Source organism: Nostoc sp. T09 (assembly GCF_002154695.1).
Taxonomy (GTDB): Bacteria; Cyanobacteriota; Cyanobacteriia; order Cyanobacteriales; family Nostocaceae; genus Aulosira.
On record NZ_MTAV01000110.1, the window covers coordinates 15,480 to 36,407 of the forward strand.

The 20,928-nt window shown below is 43.5% G+C and carries 21 protein-coding genes; 17 read left to right on the forward strand and 4 right to left on the reverse strand.

Annotated elements, in window-relative coordinates; translation table 11 throughout:
- Positions 1–14 precede the first annotated feature (14 nt).
- From BV372_RS21620 to xylB, 5 genes are all read left to right on the forward strand, one after another.
- On the forward strand, positions 15–1,049 hold the full coding sequence (locus BV372_RS21620) for a TonB family protein (RefSeq protein WP_179198182.1): 1,035 nt from the start codon (positions 15–17) through the stop codon (positions 1,047–1,049).
- 388 nt (positions 1,050–1,437) lie between these two features.
- Entirely contained in the window at positions 1,438–1,563 is a 126-nt protein-coding gene (locus tag BV372_RS37775) for a hypothetical protein (protein ID WP_256973371.1), read from the forward strand.
- Positions 1,545–2,528 carry an aldo/keto reductase family protein gene (locus BV372_RS21625; RefSeq protein WP_086688552.1) on the forward strand — a complete coding sequence of 328 codons (984 nt, stop codon included), beginning with the start codon at positions 1,545–1,547 and terminating at the stop codon, positions 2,526–2,528. Before BV372_RS37775 ends, BV372_RS21625 begins: the two co-directional genes overlap by 19 nt.
- A 35-nt stretch (positions 2,529–2,563) precedes the next feature.
- Positions 2,564–3,682 carry an SDR family oxidoreductase gene (locus tag BV372_RS21630; protein ID WP_086688553.1) on the forward strand — a complete coding sequence of 373 codons (1,119 nt, stop codon included), beginning with the start codon at positions 2,564–2,566 and terminating at the stop codon, positions 3,680–3,682.
- A 158-nt stretch (positions 3,683–3,840) separates the two neighbouring features.
- Positions 3,841–5,283: a xylulokinase gene (gene xylB, locus BV372_RS21635; protein WP_086688554.1), complete on the forward strand. Its 1,443-nt coding sequence runs from the start codon at positions 3,841–3,843 to the stop codon at positions 5,281–5,283.
- A 145-nt stretch (positions 5,284–5,428) separates the two neighbouring features.
- Here xylB and BV372_RS21640 read toward each other — a convergent pair whose 3' ends face one another.
- Entirely contained in the window at positions 5,429–6,574 is a 1,146-nt protein-coding gene (locus BV372_RS21640) for an acyltransferase family protein (RefSeq protein ID WP_256973373.1), read from the reverse strand.
- A 220-nt stretch (positions 6,575–6,794) separates the two neighbouring features.
- On the opposite strand from BV372_RS21640, the gene BV372_RS21645 reads away from it, so the two are divergent.
- Positions 6,795–8,363, forward strand: a complete 1,569-nt coding sequence (locus BV372_RS21645; RefSeq protein WP_086688556.1) for a glycoside hydrolase family 10 protein — start codon at positions 6,795–6,797, stop codon at positions 8,361–8,363.
- Between the two features lie 78 nt (positions 8,364–8,441).
- Complete coding sequence (locus tag BV372_RS21650) at positions 8,442–9,947, forward strand: bifunctional UDP-sugar hydrolase/5'-nucleotidase (protein WP_086688557.1); 1,506 nt, start codon at positions 8,442–8,444, stop codon at positions 9,945–9,947.
- Positions 9,948–10,039: 92 nt separating this feature from the next.
- Here the strand turns inward: BV372_RS21650 and BV372_RS21655 are convergent, their stop codons facing one another.
- Positions 10,040–10,348, reverse strand: coding sequence for a threonine dehydratase (locus tag BV372_RS21655; RefSeq protein ID WP_086688558.1), 309 nt, complete (start codon positions 10,346–10,348; stop codon positions 10,040–10,042).
- 192 nt (positions 10,349–10,540) lie between these two features.
- Between BV372_RS21655 and BV372_RS21660 the strand changes: the two genes are divergently transcribed.
- Positions 10,541–10,984, forward strand: coding sequence for a YidH family protein (locus BV372_RS21660; RefSeq protein WP_086688559.1), 444 nt, complete (start codon positions 10,541–10,543; stop codon positions 10,982–10,984).
- 13 nt (positions 10,985–10,997) lie between these two features.
- Here the strand turns inward: BV372_RS21660 and BV372_RS21665 are convergent, their stop codons facing one another.
- Entirely contained in the window at positions 10,998–11,513 is a 516-nt protein-coding gene (locus BV372_RS21665; protein WP_086688560.1) for a hypothetical protein, read from the reverse strand.
- Between the two features lie 176 nt (positions 11,514–11,689).
- Between BV372_RS21665 and psb34 the strand changes: the two genes are divergently transcribed.
- A complete protein-coding gene (gene psb34, locus BV372_RS35360; RefSeq protein ID WP_143845233.1) occupies positions 11,690–11,860 on the forward strand; it encodes a photosystem II assembly protein Psb34 in 171 nt (56 codons plus the stop codon).
- A 539-nt stretch (positions 11,861–12,399) separates the two neighbouring features.
- Here psb34 and purH read toward each other — a convergent pair.
- Entirely contained in the window at positions 12,400–13,944 is a 1,545-nt protein-coding gene (gene purH, locus BV372_RS21670; RefSeq protein WP_086688561.1) for a bifunctional phosphoribosylaminoimidazolecarboxamide formyltransferase/IMP cyclohydrolase, read from the reverse strand.
- Between the two features lie 213 nt (positions 13,945–14,157).
- Between purH and BV372_RS21675 the strand changes: the two genes are divergently transcribed.
- The 8 genes from BV372_RS21675 to BV372_RS21710 all read left to right on the forward strand — a co-directional run bounded on the left by BV372_RS21675 (position 14,158) and on the right by BV372_RS21710 (position 20,855).
- Entirely contained in the window at positions 14,158–14,784 is a 627-nt protein-coding gene (locus BV372_RS21675) for an alpha/beta hydrolase (RefSeq protein ID WP_086688562.1), read from the forward strand.
- Between the two features lie 154 nt (positions 14,785–14,938).
- Positions 14,939–15,151, forward strand: coding sequence for a DUF2555 domain-containing protein (locus BV372_RS21680; protein WP_086688591.1), 213 nt, complete (start codon positions 14,939–14,941; stop codon positions 15,149–15,151).
- Between the two features lie 82 nt (positions 15,152–15,233).
- Complete coding sequence (gene coaBC / locus BV372_RS21685; RefSeq protein ID WP_086688563.1) at positions 15,234–16,457, forward strand: bifunctional phosphopantothenoylcysteine decarboxylase/phosphopantothenate--cysteine ligase CoaBC; 1,224 nt, start codon at positions 15,234–15,236, stop codon at positions 16,455–16,457.
- Between the two features lie 569 nt (positions 16,458–17,026).
- Positions 17,027–18,148, forward strand: a complete 1,122-nt coding sequence (locus tag BV372_RS21690) for a hypothetical protein (RefSeq protein WP_086688564.1) — start codon at positions 17,027–17,029, stop codon at positions 18,146–18,148.
- 172 nt (positions 18,149–18,320) lie between these two features.
- Complete coding sequence (locus tag BV372_RS21695; protein ID WP_086688565.1) at positions 18,321–18,911, forward strand: hypothetical protein; 591 nt, start codon at positions 18,321–18,323, stop codon at positions 18,909–18,911.
- A gap of 302 nt (positions 18,912–19,213) precedes the next feature.
- The gene (locus tag BV372_RS21700; RefSeq protein ID WP_256973378.1) at positions 19,214–19,699 is read left to right on the forward strand and encodes a hypothetical protein; all 486 of its coding nucleotides are present in this window, start codon (positions 19,214–19,216) and stop codon (positions 19,697–19,699) included.
- A 48-nt stretch (positions 19,700–19,747) separates the two neighbouring features.
- Positions 19,748–20,188 carry an urease accessory protein UreE gene (gene ureE, locus BV372_RS21705; protein ID WP_086688567.1) on the forward strand — a complete coding sequence of 147 codons (441 nt, stop codon included), beginning with the start codon at positions 19,748–19,750 and terminating at the stop codon, positions 20,186–20,188.
- On the forward strand, positions 20,169–20,855 hold the full coding sequence (locus BV372_RS21710; protein ID WP_086688568.1) for an urease accessory protein UreF: 687 nt from the start codon (positions 20,169–20,171) through the stop codon (positions 20,853–20,855). The genes ureE and BV372_RS21710 overlap by 20 nt, the downstream gene beginning before the upstream one ends.
- Positions 20,856–20,928: the final 73 nt, after the last annotated feature.

Consider the following 20,928-nt stretch of genomic DNA (forward strand, 5'->3'; position numbering starts at 1 on the left):
GGCTCAGAGCTTTTATGCCTGAGCCTAAACAAGAAATTCCAATTGAGGTAGTTGAAGTTTCTCCCAATGAAACACAGATACCCCAAAAAACTCCATTCCGCGCTACTAAAGATTCAATTGCGGGTGGTAAAGCTTTACCAAAAAGGCCTGTCTCTGCTGTCAAGCCGCCAATAGATGCACATAAAACCTCTGTTCAGAGTCCAAAGGACTTAACAGCCTTATCTCCCCTCAAGGTATTCCAGCCAGAACCAAGGCAGCAGAAAGCGGAATCACCAAATCTATCTCCTCAACAACCCAAACCGCGAAAAACAGAGTTCGCATCTGCAACCATACCACCAGCACCCCAGCCAAAAAAAATTGCAGTAACGCCAACCACACCACCAGTGCCCAAAGTTGAGCCAACAGCGCTCAGAAGTGCAATTATACCAACAGCACCCAAACCAAAAAAAATTGCAGTAGCGCCAATCACAACACCGCCAGATCTACCGAGAAAAACAGCGCTTTCAAGAGCTATTAGATCACCAGTATCCAATCCTAATAACTTAGGACAGGCGGGAACTAGATTAAGTCGGCCAACACCATCTCAAGCTCGGCCTTCTCATTACACAGGTGCAGCAAGCTTGCTGGGTGGTACTGTAAGTGTATCTAGTCGAAATTTTAGCGGTGATAATCTGGCAGCCTTACCTAATTCCAACCGCAACAACCAAGCTCCTTCTGGTATTGATGCCACAAGTCAAGATATAGATATCACCTCTTACTTAAAGCAACTAAAGCAACGCGTGAAGCAGCAGTGGCTACCAGGATTGAGCGATTCTGACCGGCGAACGGTGCTTAACTTTAGTATTAACCGTTCAGGTCAACTGAGCAATATCCAGCTTGCACAAACTTCTGGATTTAGCGTCACCGATCAAGCCGCACTCAACGCTATACAGCGAGCTGCGCCCTTTGCACCTTTGCCTACAGGGTATCCCAACAAATATATCCATATTCAATTTACATTTGATATCAATGTTTATGGGGAGCTAAATTTATCGGGGGATGGTGGCTAAGGGACTTCCAAATAAATAACCTGAGTTCGGGATAATCTGAAACCCTCATTACTCCGTTGCTTGATTCTAGGATCTGTCAACCTGCTTGCGCTGTTTCAGGCATTTAACGTTTAATAAACCTCCTTAACCTGAACTGACGTTTTTTAGCCAACTTTACTTTTAGTTACATACTTCGGTTTTTTGCGTCTCTCTACTTACATTCTCCTTGCATCGCATACGAAAATCTGCCAGGTTAATAATTTCTACATACAGTAAAGAATTATACTTGTTAGTTTGGCTACAAGAGTTTTTATCATAAGTTCACCTATTGATGAACTGGTGTCTCTTCCTGATGAAAGAGAACCTAGCCATCAGCGTTTTCTAAAGTGGGCTTAAAGAATTAATCTCGATGCGATCGCCATCACTCGATCGCATCCTGTTTGAAGTGCGAAATTTTAGCATTGGTTTTGACAGCACAGGGAAGTCAACGGAGGTTTGGCGAAAAGGAGATAACTTATGGAATATCGGCAGTTAGGTAAACACGGCATTCGGGTTTCGGAAATTTGTTTAGGGTCATGGCTCACCTATGGTGGTGCAACGGCAGAAGATACTGCCCGTCAATGTATTGAGCAAGCGTATGATTTGGGAATTAATTTCTTTGACACAGCAAATGTTTATGCTGGGGGAGAAGCCGAAAAAATTGTGGGTAAGGTGCTAAGGCAGTACCCGCGTGAATCATATGTTCTGGCAACCAAAGTTTATTTCCCAATGGGCAATGGGCCAAACGATCGCGGGCTATCACGCAAACATATTTTAGAGCAATGTGATGCCAGCTTGAAGCGATTGGGGCTGGATTACATTGACCTCTACCAGGCACATCGTTATGACCCAACCGTACCGCTGGCTGAAACCCTGACGGCATTTGATCATCTGGTGAAACAGGGAAAAATCCTTTATTACGGGGTTTCTGCATGGAGTGCCGGACAACTCGCTCATGCAACTGACTTGACCCGGTTGGCAAATTTCGCACCGATCGCATCCGATCAGCCTCGTTACAACATGTTCGATCGCTCGATTGAAGAAGAAATATTACCTTTGTGCCGTCGAGAAGGAATTGGCATAATCAACTACTCTCCCTTAGCGCAAGGCTTGCTGACTGGTAAATACAAACCCAATCAAGCATTACCGGAGGGGTCACGGGCAAGTGACCCCAAACAAAATATGTTTTTGAACAATGGGGAACTGGATCAGCAAAAGTTGCTCAAGGTGCAGCGACTGTTGCCCATTGCCGAGCAGGAAGGGTTGAGCCTGAGCCAACTGGCGCTTGCCTGGTGCTTACGCAATCCCGAAATTAGCAGCGTGATCATCGGCGCAAGCAAACCAACACAGGTACAAGAAAACGTTAGTGCATCGGGTAAGCAACTATCTCCGGTAAGCATTCAACGCATTGAAGAAGTTCTGGAAATGGAAATCAGCGATCGCGTCACCGTTGGTGCCTGAGTTGTTCACAAATCTATCGCAGGAATTTTTGATTAATGCATATCAACTATGACAGCCTTTTTAGGCTCATCGCCTTTGCGATCGCATCACTACCCATTTTCATATTGCTCGATCGCTGGTGGCGCGAACGGATTTACCAACTGCAAGGTAAAACCATTCTGATTACAGGTGGCTCACGTGGATTGGGACTGGTGATGGCGCGCCAGTTGATTGATGCAGGTGCACGTATAGCAATCTGTGCGCGGGATGAAGCAGAACTGGAACGGGCACGAACTGAACTGGATCAACGAGGCAAAGAAGTTTTCGCGTTAACCTGTGACGTGACAGATCAAGCTCAGGTTGAGCAAATGGTACAACAGGTAAAAGACCGCTATGGGGCGATCGACATTCTCATCAACAATGCAGGAACAGACATTGTCGGCCCAGTAGAAACCCTAACTATGCAGGACTACGACGATATGATGAAACTGCATTTCTGGGCACCACTCTACACAATGTATGCCGTTTTGCCAGAGATGCGGCAGCAAAAGAGTGGACGAATTGTAAATATCTCCTCGATTGGGGGAAAACTAGCATCGCCGCACATGGTCGGGTATTGCGCCAGCAAATTCGCCCTGGTTGGGTTATCGGAAGGAATGCGAACCGAGTTAGCAAAAGATGGAATTCCTGTTACAACCGTATGCCCTGGTTTCATTCGTACTGGCGTTGTGGATCATGCCGTAATGAAAGGTCAGCACCGCAAGGAGTATGCCTGGTTTAGCATTGGTGATTCACTACCGTTGATTTCTGCCAGCGCCGAAAAGGTTGCCCGTGCTACGATCGCCGGATTACGTCGAGGTGCTACGGAAGTCATTGTGCCGTTGCCAACCTGGTTCTCGGTCAAATTCTATGCCCTGTTCCCCGGACTGAGTACCAATTTATTCAGTTTGGTAAATCGCCTGTTACCAGAACCGGGTGGAATTGGCAAACAGCGGGCATTTGGCAAGGACAGCCACTCAGCTTGGTCGCCCTCCTGGTTAACTTATTTGAGCAATCGCGCCGCACGACGGAATAACGAACGTCCGGTAAATGAACCAAAAGGTACGACTGAGGTTAAACAGGTGGGAAGCGATGACAAACTATCGCCCAAAGCGACTCTTGCAGAAGATAATTAATCTACCTTTCCGTAATGCATAGCCCAAAATTAGGGGGAACCGGATTTCAAAGTCCGCCAGAATTCGGGGATTTAGGGGGATCTGAATATGTAGAATCTGAGAAATAAGAGTTCTTTAAATTTTTATTCTTAAGCTGTAACTATTTGAGGACTAGCCTAATGCTGCTTGGCATAGATTTAGGAACAGGCTCTGCTAAGGCATTGCTGCTAGCTACAGACGGAACAGCAATAGGTGAAGCGTCAAGCTCATATCCTGTTCATGCACCCCACCCTGGATGGGCTGAGTCGGAGCCAGGGGATTGGTGGTTAGCTGTTGGCGCCGCTGTTAGAAAGGCAGTGGGAAATCACGCCGATCGGGTAAAGGCGATCGCACTTTCAGGACAGATGCATGGTGTTGTCCTAGCTTCGGAGTCTGGTCAGCCCTTGCGTCCTGCTATCCTCTGGGCAGATACTCGCTCTAGTGCCACGCAAAACACTTATCATTCGCTTGATGCCACGATTCTAGAGCGATTGGGCAACCCGATTACGGCTGGGATGGCGGGTCCAACCTTGCTGTGGCTACGAGAACACGAGGCTACTGTCTATACCCAAGCGCGTTGGGCGCTTCAGCCAAAAGATTGGCTACGGTTACAGATGACTGGAGAAGTTGCAACCGAACCATCTGATGCTAGTGGTACTTTGCTTTACGATATTGTGTCGGACAACTGGGCAATGGATGCAATAAGAGCGCTGAATCTACGTTGTGATTGGTTACCAAAAATTATCCCCTCTAGTGCGATCGCAGGTTACTTGACAGCTATTGCTTCAGAGCATCTTGGCTTAAGAGTTGGCTTACCCGTTATCGCTGGTGCTGCGGATACAGCCGCAGCCGCACTGGGTAACGGTCTACTAGAGCCTGGTTTGGTTCAACTAACCATTGGCACAGGCGCTCAAATCATTACACCTCGCTCCCAACCAATTCTCGATCCTCATGGTCGTACACACCTATATCGAGCCGCCGTACCTAACCAATGGTACACTCTGGCAGCAATGCAAAATGCCGGGTTAGCGCTGGAGTGGGTGCGAGGTATCCTCGGCTTGAGCTGGGAGCAAGTCTATACTAAAGCGTTTTCTGTTCCCCCAGGATGTGAAGGGTTAACATTTTTGCCATACCTTACGGGTGAACGGACTCCACACCTTGACCCTTATGTTCGTGGGGCATGGGTAGGGCTTGGACTTCATCACACACAGGCGCACCTGATGCGGGCGGCTTTAGAAGGAGTTGCTTTTGCTTTGCGACAAGGTTTTGAAGCGCTTGAGGCAACAGGTTTTACAGCCACAGAACTGCGTTTAGCCGGTGGTGGAACCGTAGAAATGCCTTGGAAACAATTACTAACTGATGTATTGAGAATACCCCTGTATGCAACTAACATTACTGCTGCTTCCGCGCGTGGTGCTGCTCTACTGGCGGGTATCGGAATTGGCGTATACGCAGATGCTAATGACACGCTCAAACTGGCAGCCACCCCAACCCTTGCTGCAACTCCCCAATCAGTTGATCGGTCCCTAGAAGAGGCTTGGATGCGATATCAATCCCTTTATCCACGACTTAAAAAAATCTGATATAAGTTATGCCTCAAGGAGGAATCACTAAAAACCGGATTTCTTACTTGTAAAAAAAATTATTGAGGTAAGCAAACGTTAATATACCTGCAAGCGTTCCGTAAGGTTGCCGCAGGCATCGCCAATGGGTTCTTATATTGGGGGATTAAATTTTGAAATACCAACTACGGCGATACATAAAATAAAGAATCAACCACCAAAAACCTACGGTTGTGATAGCAAATAACAGAGAACCATTCAGTGAACCTGCCCAAGGTTTAAATAAATGCTCATAAATCCAAGTGTATGTAGTTGGGGCATCACTACCATTACCAATGTGAGTTTTAATTAATATTCTGGCGACAAAACCAGATGCTACAAAAGCGAAGATAGCATTTAATCCCATTACTTCAAAAGGAAAGCCTAACAACTTTAAACCACGTACTTCTATTAATTCATAACAAGCAGCCAGAAATAACAGCGCAAAACCAGCGGTGAAAATTACATAAGAACTTGTCCACAATTGTTTATTGATAGGAAATAAAAAGCCCCACAAATGCCCGACTAAAATACAACTAATACCAAAAATAGCTAAATTAATACTGGTGCGACTTTGGTGAGGTTGCCGCCGCAGCCATTCCCCAGTAAAGTAACCAGCGAGAACGCTAACCACAGCAGGTAAGGTACTCAGTAAACCCTCTGGATCGAAGGGTTTTCCTGCTAACAAGTGTTGCTGTCTTAAAATTAAGCGATCGATGTACCCTACCAAATTGCCTTCTGGTGTCAAATTACCAGCACCATAACCCGGAACGGGAATCAGTTGCATTGCGGCCCAGTACCCAATCAGCAAGATTGCCGCTAGTATCCATAAAGAACGGCGCTCCAGGTTGAGTATAGCGATCGCACTTATTAGATAAGCTAGACTGATCCGTTGCAATACACCCATAATCCGAATCTTGGCGAACGAGTCAGCAGGGGCACCATTTAGCCAGAAATCCAGAGTTAAGGAAAATAACGCTAAAAATAACCCTAGTCCAAATAAAATTAAAGCTCTACGTACAATTCGCCAATAAACAGCCTGAGTAGGACGGTTTTCTTTTGTATATTTGGACAGGGAAAAAGGCATCGCCACGCCGACAATGAACAGAAAGCAAGGAAATATTAAATCTGTGGGTGTGCAACCGTTCCACTCGGCATGATCTAGCGGCGGATAAATCTCATCCCAACTGCCGGGATTATTGACTAGAATCATTGAGGCGATCGCAAAACCACGAAACACATCCAGAGATCTAAGACGTTGAGGTAGGGTCAATTGCTTCTCCAATGGTTTATATGCCTAGTACTGCTACGCGCAAGTCCGAAATCAAAAGTCAAAAAACTGATAACCTATGCTTTTTGTGTATCTTGTAGACGCAAAGCGGCTTCCCGTTCGCGTTAGCGTCTCCAAAGGAGAAGGGTATGGTAGCTTTATTTCCGCCTTGCTGTACTAGTTCGGACTGCTATTGATTTTTCTTAAAACTTTACTTTATCTGATGTCTAGCTACTTAAAAGCAATTTGCCTTAGTGGATTATTACTTCTAGTTAGCCCCTCTGTTAAGTCTACAGAAGTTCCGCAGCCGCGATCTCAGTCTCTCCCTCCTTCGCCAACACGCGAGTTCCGTGGTGTATGGATTGCTTCTGTAGCCAATATTGATTGGCCTTCCCGTCCGGGATTAACAACATCACAGCAGCAAGCAGAACTGATTGCAATGCTCGATCGCGCTGTTGCTTTAAAGCTGAATGCAGTCATCTTACAGGTACGCCCTGCTGCTGACGCACTGTACGCTTCTCCCTATGAACCTTGGTCGGATTTTTTGACGGGAGAGATGGGGAAAGCACCCTTACCTGATTATGACCCCTTAGCTTTTGCAGTTGAAGAAGCGCACAAGCGCGGCATAGAATTGCACGCTTGGTTCAACCCCTACCGCGCCCATCATCCCCAATCCAAATCGCCTATTTCTGCGAACCACGTCAGCAAGCTTCATCCTCAATGGGTGAAGCAATATGGCAAATATCTCTGGCTAGATCCTGGTGAACCGGAAGTTCAGGATTACACCCTCACAGTCATTATGGATGTCGTCAAGCGCTACGACATAGATGCAGTTCATCTTGACGATTATTTTTATCCATATCCAGAACGAGATGCTAACAGGCGTGTTATGGATTTTCCCGACACACCAAGTTGGCAGAGATACCTCAAATCTGGCGGGACACTCAACCGCGATGATTGGAGGCGGGAAAACATTAATACATTAGTACAGCGTCTCTATCAAGCGATAAAAAAGGATAAACCTTGGGTCAAGTTAGGTATTAGTCCCTTCGGTATCTGGCGACCAGGCTATCCTGCTCAGACAAAAAGTGTTGATGGTGGTGGGACTTTCGATGCGTACAAGCAGATATATGCTGATTCCCGCCAATGGTTAGTTAACGGGTGGTTAGACTACTTTGCACCCCAGTTGTATTGGAAAATTGAGAAAACTCAACAAAGTTATCCTGTTTTGCTGAATTGGTGGCTCAAACAAAACCAACTAGGAAGACATATCTGGCCGGGTAATTTTACGAGTCGTATAGGTGACCGTAGTTCAGCTGCTTGGCCCGCAAATGAAATTCTCTATCAGATTAAGACAACGCGAGGTTTTGCAGGAGCAACGGGTAACATTCACTACAGTATGAAGCCTTTAATGCAAAATCGCGATCGCATTTCCGATTTGCTAGAAAAGCAAGCTTACTCTACTCCTGCACTGGTTCCCGCTTCTCCCTGGTTAAATAAGTCAGTACCTACTCAACCTGCCCTGAAAATTGATCGAGATGCAACTACAGGTAAAATCAGCAAACTTACTTGGCAATCTACAGGACAAAAGAATGTCTGGTTGTGGGTAATGCAGACTAGAACTGGCAATCAATGGAGTACAAAAATCCTCCCTGGCTGGCAAACTTCCTACTTATTTGATAGCCATGATTCTCAATCACAAATTGATAGTATAGCTATTTCCGCAGTCAATCGCTACGGTACTCAGGGACAACCTGCTATTGGCAATGGACTGATTGCAAAATCTCAATAAAAGAGGCAATCGCTTTTTCCAGAACGATAAAAACCCTTAAAATCAATTCCGTAGAGTGTAAGGGTTTGCAAGCTAAAAATGAAACTTATCTGGAAGGGTTGCGGCTTAGTTTTACAGGTATTAGCGACAGTAGCTTTAGCTACGCCTGTAATGGCAGAAATAGTTAATATTAACCTGCTGCAACTCAATGATATTTACGAAATTACACCAGTTGAGGGTGGAACTCGCGGCGGTTTGGCGCGGGTCGCTACTTTAAGGCAACAACTTTATAAGGCTAACCCCCGTACATACACAGTGTTAGCAGGAGATGCTTTTAGTCCATCGGCTTTGGGAACTGCCAAAATTAACGGTACACCGCTAGCTGGTCAGCAAATGGTAGCTGTGATGAATGCTGTAGGCTTTGACTACGCAACTTTTGGCAATCATGAATTTGACCTACCGGAAAACCTTTTCTATCAACGTTTGCAAGAATCTCGTTTTCGCTGGGTGTCGGGTAATGTCTTAGATAGCAAAGGGCAACCTTTCAAAGGTGTACCTCGATCAATAATATTTAATGTCAAAGGCGATCGCGGTGCTGTGGTTAGGGTAGGGTTAATTGGCCTCACTCTTAATAGTAATCAGCCTAATTACGTTAGTTATACCGATCCAATTGAAACAGCCAAACAGCAAGTGAAGGCACTGAAGGGTAAAGTTGATATTGTAGTTGCCATCACCCATCTACCAATTGAAGGCGATCGCATCCTAGCGGAAACTGTACCAGAAATTGATATTATTCTCGGTGGTCACGAGCATGAAAATATCCAGCAATGGCGGGGTCGGGATTTTACACCGATTTTTAAAGCAGATGCTAATGCGCGTACAGTCTACGTTCACCAATTGAACTACGATACTATCAAAAGAAGCCTCCAGATTAACTCCCGACTAGTAGCAATTACCGATAAAATTCCCGACGAACCCAAAACTTTAAGCGTAGTCAAAGAATGGGTAGAACGAGGTTATCAGGCGTTTCGCGCCAATGGTTTTGAACCAGAACGGGTAATTGCGAAATTATCCTTTGCTTTAGATGGTTTAGAATCTAGCGTCCGCAATAAATCTACGCAGCTGACAGAGTTAATTGCGGCGGCGATGTTGAAGGAAGTACCAGATGCAGATTTAGCCGTATTTAATGGTGGTTCAATTCGGATTGATGATGTTATTCCACCAGGACCGATTACCCAGTACGATATAATTCGGATACTGCCTTTCGGCGGCAAAGTTGTAGCGCTAGAGATGAATGGTGCGCTGTTAAAAAGGGTATTGGATCAAGGTCAAGCCAATAAAGGTACTGGTGGCTATTTGCAAACAGCCAAAATTAGCCAAGCACGAAGTTCAGGAAATTGGTTAATTCAAGGCCAACCTCTTGACCCCAAAAGGACTTACAAAGTTGCAATTAATGACTTTTTAATCAGTGGTAAAGAAAAAGGATTAGATTTCTTAAATCTTCAACAATCTGGTATTAAGCTGATTGCCGAAAAACGGGATATTCGTTTTGCTGTGATTGATCAGCTAAAGAGCCAAGCAACTGTGAGCCAGATTTTAAAATGATCGTCTGCACCCTATTTTAGAAGAAATCGCCCTAACCAAATTGTTAATTCCATATGTCCATTATTACCTAGAGCACTCGGCGTTAAGTGCCCCTAGCTCTTTTTAATATCACGAGCCATCTTGATATAGTAGTCCATTTTGGCATTAGAACGGCGGCGATTAGTAGCGGTATTTTCAGTAGTAATATCCTGCTTGGATTCTATTTTCTCTTGAGTTTCAGATCGCTTTAGAGTTTGTGCCTGATCGGAATCTAAAAAATAACCAGATTCTGTCAAGCCAAAGAGGTTGGCAAAAAAACCAAAGAAATTTTTGAAAAAATTAGCAATATTTCTCAAAACAACAGAGACAAAACCTTCAATGCGAAGGTACAAGTTCCGAATAATTTGAGTTACACGAAACATAGCAGCACCCTACCTATTTGATAGCTGATTACTATTATGAACTATTGCCCTTGCTCAAAGTCTCTGCCAGCAGACAGTTTTTCTGGTAACGTCAGAATTCTTAATGATATTCTGTACCATTTAGGAGATGAATTTTTCTACTGTACCGCTTATGTATATTCAGTCGGGGGAGTGTGAAATGCGAAGAAACTGATGAATAAAATATCGAAAATAGACCGTCAACGTGAGCATCAAGCAAACGAACGTACTTTCTTAGCTTGGCTACGGACTTCCATTGCATTAATTGGCTTTGGTTTTGCGCTGGCTAGATTTAGTCTATTTTTGCGTCAGCTTAATTCTGCCATAACACAACGAGACACTCCTGCAAATTCTTTATTCAGTTCTGAAGATTTGGGGGTTGTCTTAGTAATTGTTGGGATTATGACAATTGCTTTAGCAGCGTGGCGATATAACCAGGTTTTCTGGCAAATTGAACGAGGTGACTATCAACCCAATCGGTTATCAGTTTGGATAATTACCGGAGTAGTCATGATTTTAGGATTTCTCAGTATTCCTTTACTTCTGTTGCGAAATCAAGTTCCTCCCCGACCAACTTCTGTTCTCACTCAACCACCTTCCCGGAATGGGATTCGTTAATTCCTGAGTAAGTTTAATTGCCAACAGGCTCAGCTTTCTCCACTGAGTTATCGTCAACTCCCAAAGTCAGATGCAAGGGAGTGCGCGATGGATACGCTTTCACTATCTGTCGGTAGACATCGTAGTTAGTGGGTAATGTCCTCTGTTGGGAATCTACTCCATAGGTGATTTTGTACTCTACAGTTTTCAATAATTCTGGCTTACTTATTTCTTGCTGGGCTTTTTTACGTTGTTCCAATTCATCTACTGAAGGACGTGGTGGTAGCGCAGGCCACCATAGACCTTGGTCATCAGGCCCAGTAACTGCTCCTTCTGGTTTTAAGCCATTGCGGTTGAGCAAGGAAGTGGTAGCAAAGGTTTCAAATTGCGGTGATGGTTCATTGCTTAGGTTGTTAGCATATTTAACCTGCCATGTATAAGTGGTAAGCGCTGTTGCTTCGTATTGGTGAGTAGTTATGGTGCTGCAACTGGTGAGTGTCAGCGTAGTTAGCATAACCATAGTCAAGGGTGAAAAGATTGGCTTTCTCATTACTGTTCTAGAGTTCTATAGACATACAAGTTGCTTCTTTGCCGGAGTCAGTGTCTATGCACTTCATAAGCAAGCCTTATAAATATCATCTAAAATTATTTGTCAAGCCATATTGACTGTTTGTAACAATATTGTTAAATTTATTTACATAAAGTAACAAATAAAGGAAAACAACTATGTATACCACTATTAATGAAGACGGCGTTCTCAACAACTACGCAACTGAACCCCAGATGCATTACGCTGAATACCCTGCAATTTGGCAACAACGTAAATACCTTGTACAAGGTGTTTTTGCTAGTTTAATGGTCGCTACTTTAGTTTTAGTTGCATTGAGCGTTAGCTAAGATTTTTTGATTTCGCTATCGGTATCTCTGTTCGTCATTTGTTCTTCTCTGGATAGCCTCGGTTAGTTTCGCCGGGGTTTTTTGTTGTCGATGGATGCGATGCTGACGACAAATACTCTTAGCAAAAACCCGGTCACAACGACCGGGTTCTTGCTGGGGCTATATTCCCTGTAAGGTTAGTTATAGAAGTTAGTTATAAATTGGCGCTCTGGTAGTTACTACCACGCTTGAGTTGCTAATTTCGGAAAATAACACCAAATTCAAAAATGTTTGCGACAGATAGAGCATTTAAGATGAAATCATCAGATAGGGAAACAGGAATTTCAGTCGCATTTTTTTTTAAATTGGTATGAGATGAAAAAGAATAAAATCTCTGTATACCAATTAAAAAACGCCTGGGAGTGTTGCCGTGTTTCCACCCCAGACGTTTTTTATCTTTAACTTGCTCCTCACACACAACTATAAAATATCAGTTGTTCCCGAAAATTACAAGTAAATTAGGTGACAGTTTATCAACTGTACTAAACACGGGCACAAAATTAGTGTAAAAAGTGTCGCACCCCTGTTAACACCATCACTAAACCTAGTTCATTGGCAGCTTTGATGGAATCTTGATCCCGCAAGCTTCCTCCTGGTTGAACGATGGCAGTAATTCCCGCAGATGCTGCTGTTCTAACTGAGTCATCGAAAGGAAAGAAGCCATCGCTAGCTAGAAATGCACCTTTAGCTTTGTCTCCAGCTTGTTCGAGGGCAATTTTAACTGAGCCGACGCGGTTCATTTGTCCAGCACCTACTCCTAGAGTAGCGCGATCGCGACTGACGACAATTGCATTCGATTTTACGTGTTTGCAAACTTTCCAGGCAAATAGCAATTCGGCTAATTCACTCTCGGTAGGTTGACGTTCGGTGACAACTTGCCATTGGCTAGCGTCAGAAATCGCATCATCAGCAGCTTGCACGAGAAAACCACCTGCGATCGCTTTGACTGTTTCTTTAGGACCACTACTCAAATCTGGTAGAATCAAAACCCGGACTTTAGATTTAGCAGCCAAAATTGCTTGCGCATCTCCTTCACAACCCGGTGCTACCACACATTCTAAAAACGTTTTGGTTAATTCACTGGCTGTAGCTTCATCAATTGGATGGTTAAGAGCAACAATTCCCCCAAAGGCAGAAACAGCATCAGCATTAAAAGCTTTTTCGTAAGCTTCTTTGAGGCTATCTCCTAAAGCCACACCGCAGGGATTAGTGTGTTTGAGAATTGCGGCGGCGGGAGCATCTGTAAATTCCGTAATGATTCGGCGTGCTGCTTCTAAATCAACTAAGTTGTTGTAACTGAGTTCTTTTCCTTGTAATTTTGTTGCAGCCGCCCAGCCAGTTGGGGTAGTACCTGTTTCATACCAAGCAGCGCTTTGGTGGGGATTTTCGCCATAACGCAGAGATTGCAGTTGTTGACCAGAAAGACTGTATTGCTGAGGTAAAGAGGAGTCACCATGCTGTGCTGCTGCGAGGTAAGATGCGATCGCCTGGTCGTAGCTAGCAGTATGTAAAAAGCCTTTTAAGGCACAATTTTGCCGAAATTCTAGGGAAGCTGCGCCATCATGTTGACGTAATTCATGTAAATATTCATCATATTGGGCGGGATCGCATAACACTGTCAGATGGGCAAAGTTCTTGGATGCAGCCCTTAACATAGCTGGCCCACCAATATCAATTTGTTCAATTGCTTCTGGTAATGTCACGCCTGGTTTAGCAATAGTTTCCTCAAAAGGATAAAGATTGACGACCACCAAATCAATCGGACGAATTTGATTATTTTCTAAATCTGTCACATCTTGAGGAAAATCTCTTCTTGCCAAAATACCGCCATGAATCCGGGGATGCAAGGTTTTAACTCGACCGCCTAAAATTTCCGGCGAACCTGTATACTCAGAGACTTTTGTAACTGGTATTCCCGCATCTTTGATTGCTTTAGCTGTGCCTCCACTGCTAATTAAATCAAAGTTAAATTCTTCAACTAAGCTACGAGCTAGGTCAATTAAACCAGTTTTGTTGGATACACTCAGCAGAGCCAGACGCGCCATAATTCCCCAGTTTCCTTTGGTATAAACAATGAAGGCAGAAGATTATTTTACTAGCCATGAAGAACACCAAGAAGAATTGCAAAAGATGAAATTTTTCATATCGGCAAGCCTGGGAACAGAAAGAAAGAATTTCCTATACTTGGCAAGAGGATTGTCCTTTGTCGGTGGTCGGTTGTACTTTAATACTGATCCCTGACTAAAGACCACCAACTAATGACTCAAACTTTAGAATTTATTTCCGTTCCCCCAGAATCAGAGCAAGCACCATCAGGCTTAATCGTTACTTTACACGGTTGGGGTGCCAGCGCCGATGATGTGGCAGCTTTATTGCCTTTTTTTAACTTGCCAGATTATCAGTTTGTATTTCCTAATGGTCCTTTTCCTTATCCCTATGCTCCCGTAGGTAGGGCATGGTATGACCTGAGGTCAGAAAATATGTATCAGGGGTTAACAGAAAGTCGGCAAATACTCACAGATTGGTTGCTATCTTTGGAAAGTGTGACTGGTGTACCTTTATCGCGGACAGTTTTGAGTGGATTTTCTCAAGGGGCAGCAATGACTTTGGATGTTGGATTAAACTTGCCTCTAGCAGGTTTAGTTGCCATGAGTGGTTATTTACATCCTGAGGCCGGAAAGGTCACTAAAAATATTTTTCCACCAACATTAATTACTCATGGTAGACAGGATGAAGTTGTACCATTAATAGCTGCTGTGAAGGCACGACAAACCCTTGAAGCGTTGGGGGTTGCAGTGCAGTACGAAGAATTTGATATGGGTCATGAAATCGGATTGCAAATGTTAGACCTGCTACGGAATTTTGTGGTGAATGCAATTGAGTAGTCTCGGTTGCAATTTTTTTACAAAATATCGTAGAATTCCGGAAAATTTTTACAAAATCCACGCCATCTAATGAGTAAGATATATTGGGTGGCCGTGAAAAGCACAACCCGACCCATGCTGGGTGCCAATGCTGCAAAAGGGAGGGGCAAGCATTATGAAAACTCTAGGCATTTCTAGGAAAGAAATTGATGCCATGACTATGGCAGAAGTTGAAGAGTTAGCTACACGTCTAGAGATGGATAATTATAGCAATGCTTTTGAGGGTTTGAATGATTGGCATCTACTGCGAGCGATCGCATTTCAGCGTCCGGAGTTAGTTGAACCCTATATCCACCTCTTAGACTTAGAACCCTACGATGAGGCTTAAATTGTAGATTTGCGATTAAGGTTGACTGGCTAGAATCAGAGATGATCGGGGTAATGTATTACCTACTTGATCTAATTTTTCTATGCCATCAGCCATTAATCCAAAATTGCACAGGGTTTTAATCGGTGTAGGCGGCGGTATCGCCGCCTATAAAGTCTGTGAGCTTGTTTCGACGCTGTTTAAAATTGGGATAGAAGTGCGCGTAATTCTCACCAATTCAGCGCAAGCATTTATTACACCCCTAACTCTAGCCACCCTTTCCCGTCATCCCGCCTATACGGATGATATGTTTTGGCAACCAATTCACTCTCGTCCATTACACATTGAATTGGGTGAATGGGCAGATTTGTTGGTAATTGCACCTTTAACCGCCAATACATTAGCCAAGTTAACTTATGGGATGGCTGATAATTTACTGACAAATACTGTACTGGCTTCTACTTGTCCTGTGCTGTTAGCACCAGCGATGAACACAGATATGTGGGAACAGCAGGCTGTACAGCGCAATTGGCGGCAATTATTGACAGATAATCGATATCATGGGATGGGTACAGCATCGGGATTATTAGCTTGCGATCGCATCGGTGCTGGTAGGATGGCAGAACCGCCAGAGATTTTGACTTATATTCAATCTCTATTGCATACGAGTGGGAAACGAGATTTAGTAGGTAAACGAGTATTAATTAGTGCTGGGGGAACGCGAGAGTATCTTGACCCAGTAAGGTTTATCGGCAATCCTTCCACAGGTAAAATGGGCTTGGCTTTAGCACAAGCAGCACTCCATCGAGGCGCAAACGTTACCTTAGTACATGGCCCAGCCAATTGGGATGTCCCTTTGGGAGTGCAAGCAATTCCCGTGACTAATGCGGAGGAAATGCAGCAAGTCATGCGGGAGTATTTAGCCAGTGCAGATGTCATAGTCATGTCCGCAGCGGTAGCAGATGTCAAACCCAGAGATTATAGTACAGAAAAATTACCCAAGCGATCGCTTCCCCAATCTTTACCTCTAGAACCTGTACCAGATATTGTTAGTGAATTAGCAAAACTAAAGCAGCCTCATCAAAAATTAATTGGATTTGCTGCCCAAACTGGCGATATTGTCGCGCCTGCTTTAGAAAAATTAAAAACTAAGAAATTAGATGTGATTGTTGCTAATCCCATCGACAGAACCGATACTGGTTTTGGCAGCGATAATAATCAGGCGATATTTTTAGATAAACAAGGAAATCAGGTAGAAATTGCCCCTTGTTCTAAATTGCAAATGGCACATCATTTATATGATTTTGCGCTCGCTAGACACACTTAATAAACTATATATAGATGAGTTCGCTTAACATATTTAATAAAGAGGAGCAGATTATTTTACCCAAGGGTAACTTGTGTTAGCGCTATTTCTATCTAATGGCAGATTTTGCGATCGCATGTGAACGATATTGAAGCAAAACTTAGGTAATATCTAAGTATTTTAACCATGCTCTGCCATGTATTTACAAGTTTTTTACTGATTTACGCGAAAAAATTTAGCTATTATGCAGCGTTTCTCAAGATTATTGCAATAGGCGACGTTATACGCCTATTTTCTTATGTCAATTAATTAATTGAATGTCGTAAACGCTACAGTAAATAGTAATAATTTTGTTAACCATTTTTTTCTGTGAGCCAGTCTCAGCAAGGAATTTTATGATAGCTGTTGTTTCTTTGTTCTTTTACTAGCAACTTAGATTTAAAAACTACTCCTTTAGACAAAAACTCACTTAATTATGTGTTTCTTTAGAGTAATTAAGTTTTTGTTTGTAATTGTTAGGTTAATAGCTGGCAATAATTAACATTCATCTAATGTTTGTTAATCCTTTTTAATTTATGGAGACCAATGATATGGTAGAAAGCAGCCAGGCTTTGAACAACCAAAGTGGAAATATTGACCGCACAACAACGGGACAATCTTACCCAGGTTCAAGTAATGCAACCCAAGATGCTGGAGTATTTGGAAACGAATATATTGACCGCACAACAACGGGACAATCTTATCCAGGTTCAACCAACATAAACCAAGGTGCTGGAGTATCTGGAACTGGATATAGTGGCACGACAACGGGTCAATCTTATCCAGGTTCAAGTAACGTAAACCAAGGTACTGGAGTATCTGGAACTGGATATAGTGGTACGACAACGGGTCAATCTTATTCAGGTTCAACTAACCTAAACCAAGGTGCTGGAGTAGCTAGAGATGTAAATGCCTCTAGAAGTACGCCTCAACCTGATACTCGTTCAGAAAATAGAGGTATAAATCCTACCTTAACTAGAGCACTAATAGGAGGACTCATTGGTGCTACTGTAGGAGCTTTGGCTGGTAGAAGAATCGGTCTGGGCTTGAACATTGCTGTTAAAGGTATAGCAGAAGCATCAAAGACTATTGGTGAGGGTCTTGGTCAAACAGCCAAAGGTTTAGGCGAAGCAGCAAAGAGTGTTGCTGAAGGTGCTAGCCAAGCTATTGTTGGTGGTACTTTGGATACCGCAGAGGGTGTTGCTGAGGGAGTCAAGCAAACCGCAGCAGGTGCATTGGACGCAGTACAGAATACAGCTCAGGGTGTTAGTCAAGTTGTACAAGCTGGAGCCAACATCGCAAAAGATGCAGCACAGAACGTCACTGATGTAGCTAGGCAAACTACAGTAGGTACGCTGGACGCAGTACAGAATACAGCTCAGAGTGTTAACCAAGCTGTGCAAGGTACAGCAGAATCAGCCAAGGATAGAGTTAACGATTTCCAACCATCTGGGAATCAGGGCTATCAATCTCAAGGCCAGATGACAGGTAGCCAGCAGAACAGGAATGATCAAATGGGCATAGGTCAACAAGACCGTGAGTCGATGTTCTACATTTCATCTCCAGAGCAGACAGAGGGACTGATTATTACTTCAGTTACCACAGAAGATGTGGATAACCTAACTTCTTTAGAAGAGAATTCGCTGGAAGAAGAAATTGCTCGGCTTGACTGAATGTTAGAAGCAGATAGCTGATATTCCAAACCAAGACTTCATTAGTGCGAACTTCAGCAAATCTTGCTGAGCAATAAGTCCTGAGAGCACAAGTATTCCTGAGTTCTCAGGACTTAGAAATACTAAAGATAGATCAGCCTTAAGTGATTTTGTGACAAAGGAGAAAATTACTATGAATGGAAACCAGCAGCTTTTAGATCAGTCCCAAGGCGACATTGATCTGGTAACAGAAGAATCTGAGACTTATACAGGTGATAGGGGCACGAATGATCTAGCTAAAGTAGCAATGGGAGCGATCGTTGGTGCTACATTGGGCGCAGTAGCCGTTGCTTTAAGTATTAAAGGCACAGCCCAAAGAATTAACCAAACTATCCAAGGTTTAGGAAATGGGGTAAAAGGTGCAGCTAACGGTGTGAACCAAACTGTAAGAGGTGTAGGAGAGGCAATCAAGACTGTAGCTGAGGGTGTTAACGACACTGCAAAAGATGTAGGGGATGCTGTCAAAACTTCAGCTCAGGGTGTTAACGATACTGTCCAAGATACAGTAAGCGCCGTCAAGGTGGCATCAGTCAAAGTTAATAACACTGTTCAAGATACAGTATCTACTGTTAAGGGTACAGCTGTCAGTGTTAGTGATACTGTCCAAAATACAGTAGACCTAGCTAGTAGTGTAGTTGAGCATGAGCAGCCTAGTAGTCAAAAGGCCAACGTAGCTGATGACCAGACAGCCTACATCTTGGTTCCAGTAGACAAACAAAGCTGAATAAGTGGTTCAACCTGGAGATTTCCTAGAACTGTTGATTCATATAGCGTATTTCAGTTAAATGAAGTACACGGTTAGGGGCACAACATGTTGTGCCCCTACGATTATCCGTACCTCACCAAGTTGTAATTTGCTGTATTTACACAATTAGTATTGTCTTGATAAATGCTGCATGAGAAATGGTTGTCGGGGCCAACCTCGAAAAGCTCTTAAAAGATGTCAATTGCTAAAAACATTGTTATGACTAAGTAGTAAGTTTGTAAAAAAACTCTGATACTTATAGGGGTTAAATTTTGTTTTTAGTGAAAGATGCCAGCAGCAATCGCGAACAGAGGATTAAGCAATTATCCAATGAAGACCCTGCTTTAGCTGAATTGTTAGCAATTATCCACTTTGAATGGACAGTAAGGAGAGCAATAATTGCGTTAGGAACTTCATCAAATTATGAGATCCGACAAGCTCTCGAACAGTGTCACGGACTCAAACGTTACAAAGAACTGTGGAAAAAAGAGGTGGTTCAAGGAGGATTAGATAAAGCCTCTCCAGTAACGCATAAAAGCTTGAATACAGTAATCAGTTATTGGGAGGGACTGATAAAAGCATTTGATTTAAGGCACAGACTTGTACACGGTGTTGGGTCATGTTCGACTGAGTACGCCATTGAGCGACTAGGCTGGGCAATTGTTGCCGCAGGCGATGTGAGAACTTACTGTTTAGACTACAACATAAACATTGATGCTCGGTTACCTGTGCGCCGACGAGTTACTATTTCACAAAGCGGAATGTGAGTTTACAATTCACCCAGATACAAATTTGCCAGTTTAATTTTATTAATTATGTTGACGTTTACCCAACGTAAACCGCCCGATCCTGATGCTTTAGTTAGCTTTACCCTCTCTCTGACTGCGGAAGAACGCAGCCGCAGTCGTCATCGTTGGGAAACAGAAGATGGCAAAGTTGTGTTTTTGGGTTTACCTAGAGGAACAGTATTGCAAGATGGTGATATTCTCGAGGATGAAACCCAAACTAATTTAATTAGGATTAGCGCCAAACCAGAACCAGTTTTGACCGTCTTTGCCCAAACACCACAGTTATTACTCAGGGCAGCTTATCATTTAGGCAATCGTCATGTACCTGTAGAAATTACAATTAACTATTTACGCTTATCTACAGACTCAGTTTTACGCACAATGTTGGAACAACTGGGGCTAGAAATTAAAGAAGAAATCGTACCATTTCAACCAGAACAGGGAGCTTATGGACATCACGCTCACTGATAACTCTTTTTTATCGATTTTGCAGCTGACTAGCCCAGCTTTACCTGTGGGAGCATATAGTTATTCTGAAGGTTTGGAAACTCTAGTTGAACAAGGTGCGAACGCTAATCAGCAAAACCTCAAAGATTGGTTATATTCTCAACTGCGTTATGGCGCAATTCGAGTCGAAGCGGCGGTGATGTTACGTGCTTACAAATCTGCGAAAATTGGCGATTTAGAGACTTTAGCTTATTGGAATAAATGGTTATCTGCTGCTAGGGAAACAGAAGAGTTACGCACCTCTAGCTGGCAAATGGGGCGATCGCTTATTCAGTTACTTGGTAAACTACATCCAGAAATCATGCCAACGCTGAATGCTGTTGGTAATCCTTGCAATTATGCGATCGCTTTTGGTATTGCTGCTGCTCATTGGCAAATAGATGTGAACGCTGCTTTATTAGGATATCTGCATAGTTGGGCAAGTAATTTAATTACTGCTGGGGTGAAACTCATTCCTTTAGGACAAACAGCAGGACAGCAGTTATTGCTAGATTTACAAGAATTACTGAGTGTTGCGGCGGTAGAAATTTTGGCTTTGGAGGATGATGAACTCGGCTGTTGTAGTTGGGGTTTGTCTTTAGCTAGTATGCAGCATGAGACGCAGTATACAAGGTTGTTTCGGAGTTAACAAACCGCCAAGACGCCAAGGACGCCAAGGAGGAGAGGAAGAAAGACAAATGACAAATGACCAATGACCAATG

Bases quoted from the DNA above. Each gene is read 5' to 3' on its own strand.
- BV372_RS21620 (WP_179198182.1), top strand. From the start codon at position 15: ATGCCTGAGCCTAAACAAGAAATTCCAATTGAGGTAGTTGAAGTTTCT.
- BV372_RS37775 (WP_256973371.1), top strand. From the start codon at position 1,438: ATGCGATCGCCATCACTCGATCGCATCCTGTTTGAAGTGCGAAATTTT.
- BV372_RS21625 (WP_086688552.1), top strand. From the start codon at position 1,545: ATGGAATATCGGCAGTTAGGTAAACACGGCATTCGGGTTTCGGAAATT.
- BV372_RS21630 (WP_086688553.1), top strand. From the start codon at position 2,564: ATGCATATCAACTATGACAGCCTTTTTAGGCTCATCGCCTTTGCGATC.
- xylB (WP_086688554.1), top strand. From the start codon at position 3,841: ATGCTGCTTGGCATAGATTTAGGAACAGGCTCTGCTAAGGCATTGCTG.
- BV372_RS21645 (WP_086688556.1), top strand. From the start codon at position 6,795: ATGTCTAGCTACTTAAAAGCAATTTGCCTTAGTGGATTATTACTTCTA.
- BV372_RS21650 (WP_086688557.1), top strand. From the start codon at position 8,442: ATGAAACTTATCTGGAAGGGTTGCGGCTTAGTTTTACAGGTATTAGCG.
- BV372_RS21655 (WP_086688558.1), bottom strand. From the start codon at position 10,348: ATGTTTCGTGTAACTCAAATTATTCGGAACTTGTACCTTCGCATTGAA.
- BV372_RS21660 (WP_086688559.1), top strand. From the start codon at position 10,541: ATGAATAAAATATCGAAAATAGACCGTCAACGTGAGCATCAAGCAAAC.
- BV372_RS21665 (WP_086688560.1), bottom strand. From the start codon at position 11,513: ATGAGAAAGCCAATCTTTTCACCCTTGACTATGGTTATGCTAACTACG.
- psb34 (WP_143845233.1), top strand. From the start codon at position 11,690: ATGTATACCACTATTAATGAAGACGGCGTTCTCAACAACTACGCAACT.
- purH (WP_086688561.1), bottom strand. From the start codon at position 13,944: ATGGCGCGTCTGGCTCTGCTGAGTGTATCCAACAAAACTGGTTTAATT.
- BV372_RS21675 (WP_086688562.1), top strand. From the start codon at position 14,158: ATGACTCAAACTTTAGAATTTATTTCCGTTCCCCCAGAATCAGAGCAA.
- BV372_RS21680 (WP_086688591.1), top strand. From the start codon at position 14,939: ATGAAAACTCTAGGCATTTCTAGGAAAGAAATTGATGCCATGACTATG.
- coaBC (WP_086688563.1), top strand. From the start codon at position 15,234: ATGCCATCAGCCATTAATCCAAAATTGCACAGGGTTTTAATCGGTGTA.
- BV372_RS21690 (WP_086688564.1), top strand. From the start codon at position 17,027: ATGGTAGAAAGCAGCCAGGCTTTGAACAACCAAAGTGGAAATATTGAC.
- BV372_RS21695 (WP_086688565.1), top strand. From the start codon at position 18,321: ATGAATGGAAACCAGCAGCTTTTAGATCAGTCCCAAGGCGACATTGAT.
- ureE (WP_086688567.1), top strand. From the start codon at position 19,748: ATGTTGACGTTTACCCAACGTAAACCGCCCGATCCTGATGCTTTAGTT.
- BV372_RS21710 (WP_086688568.1), top strand. From the start codon at position 20,169: ATGGACATCACGCTCACTGATAACTCTTTTTTATCGATTTTGCAGCTG.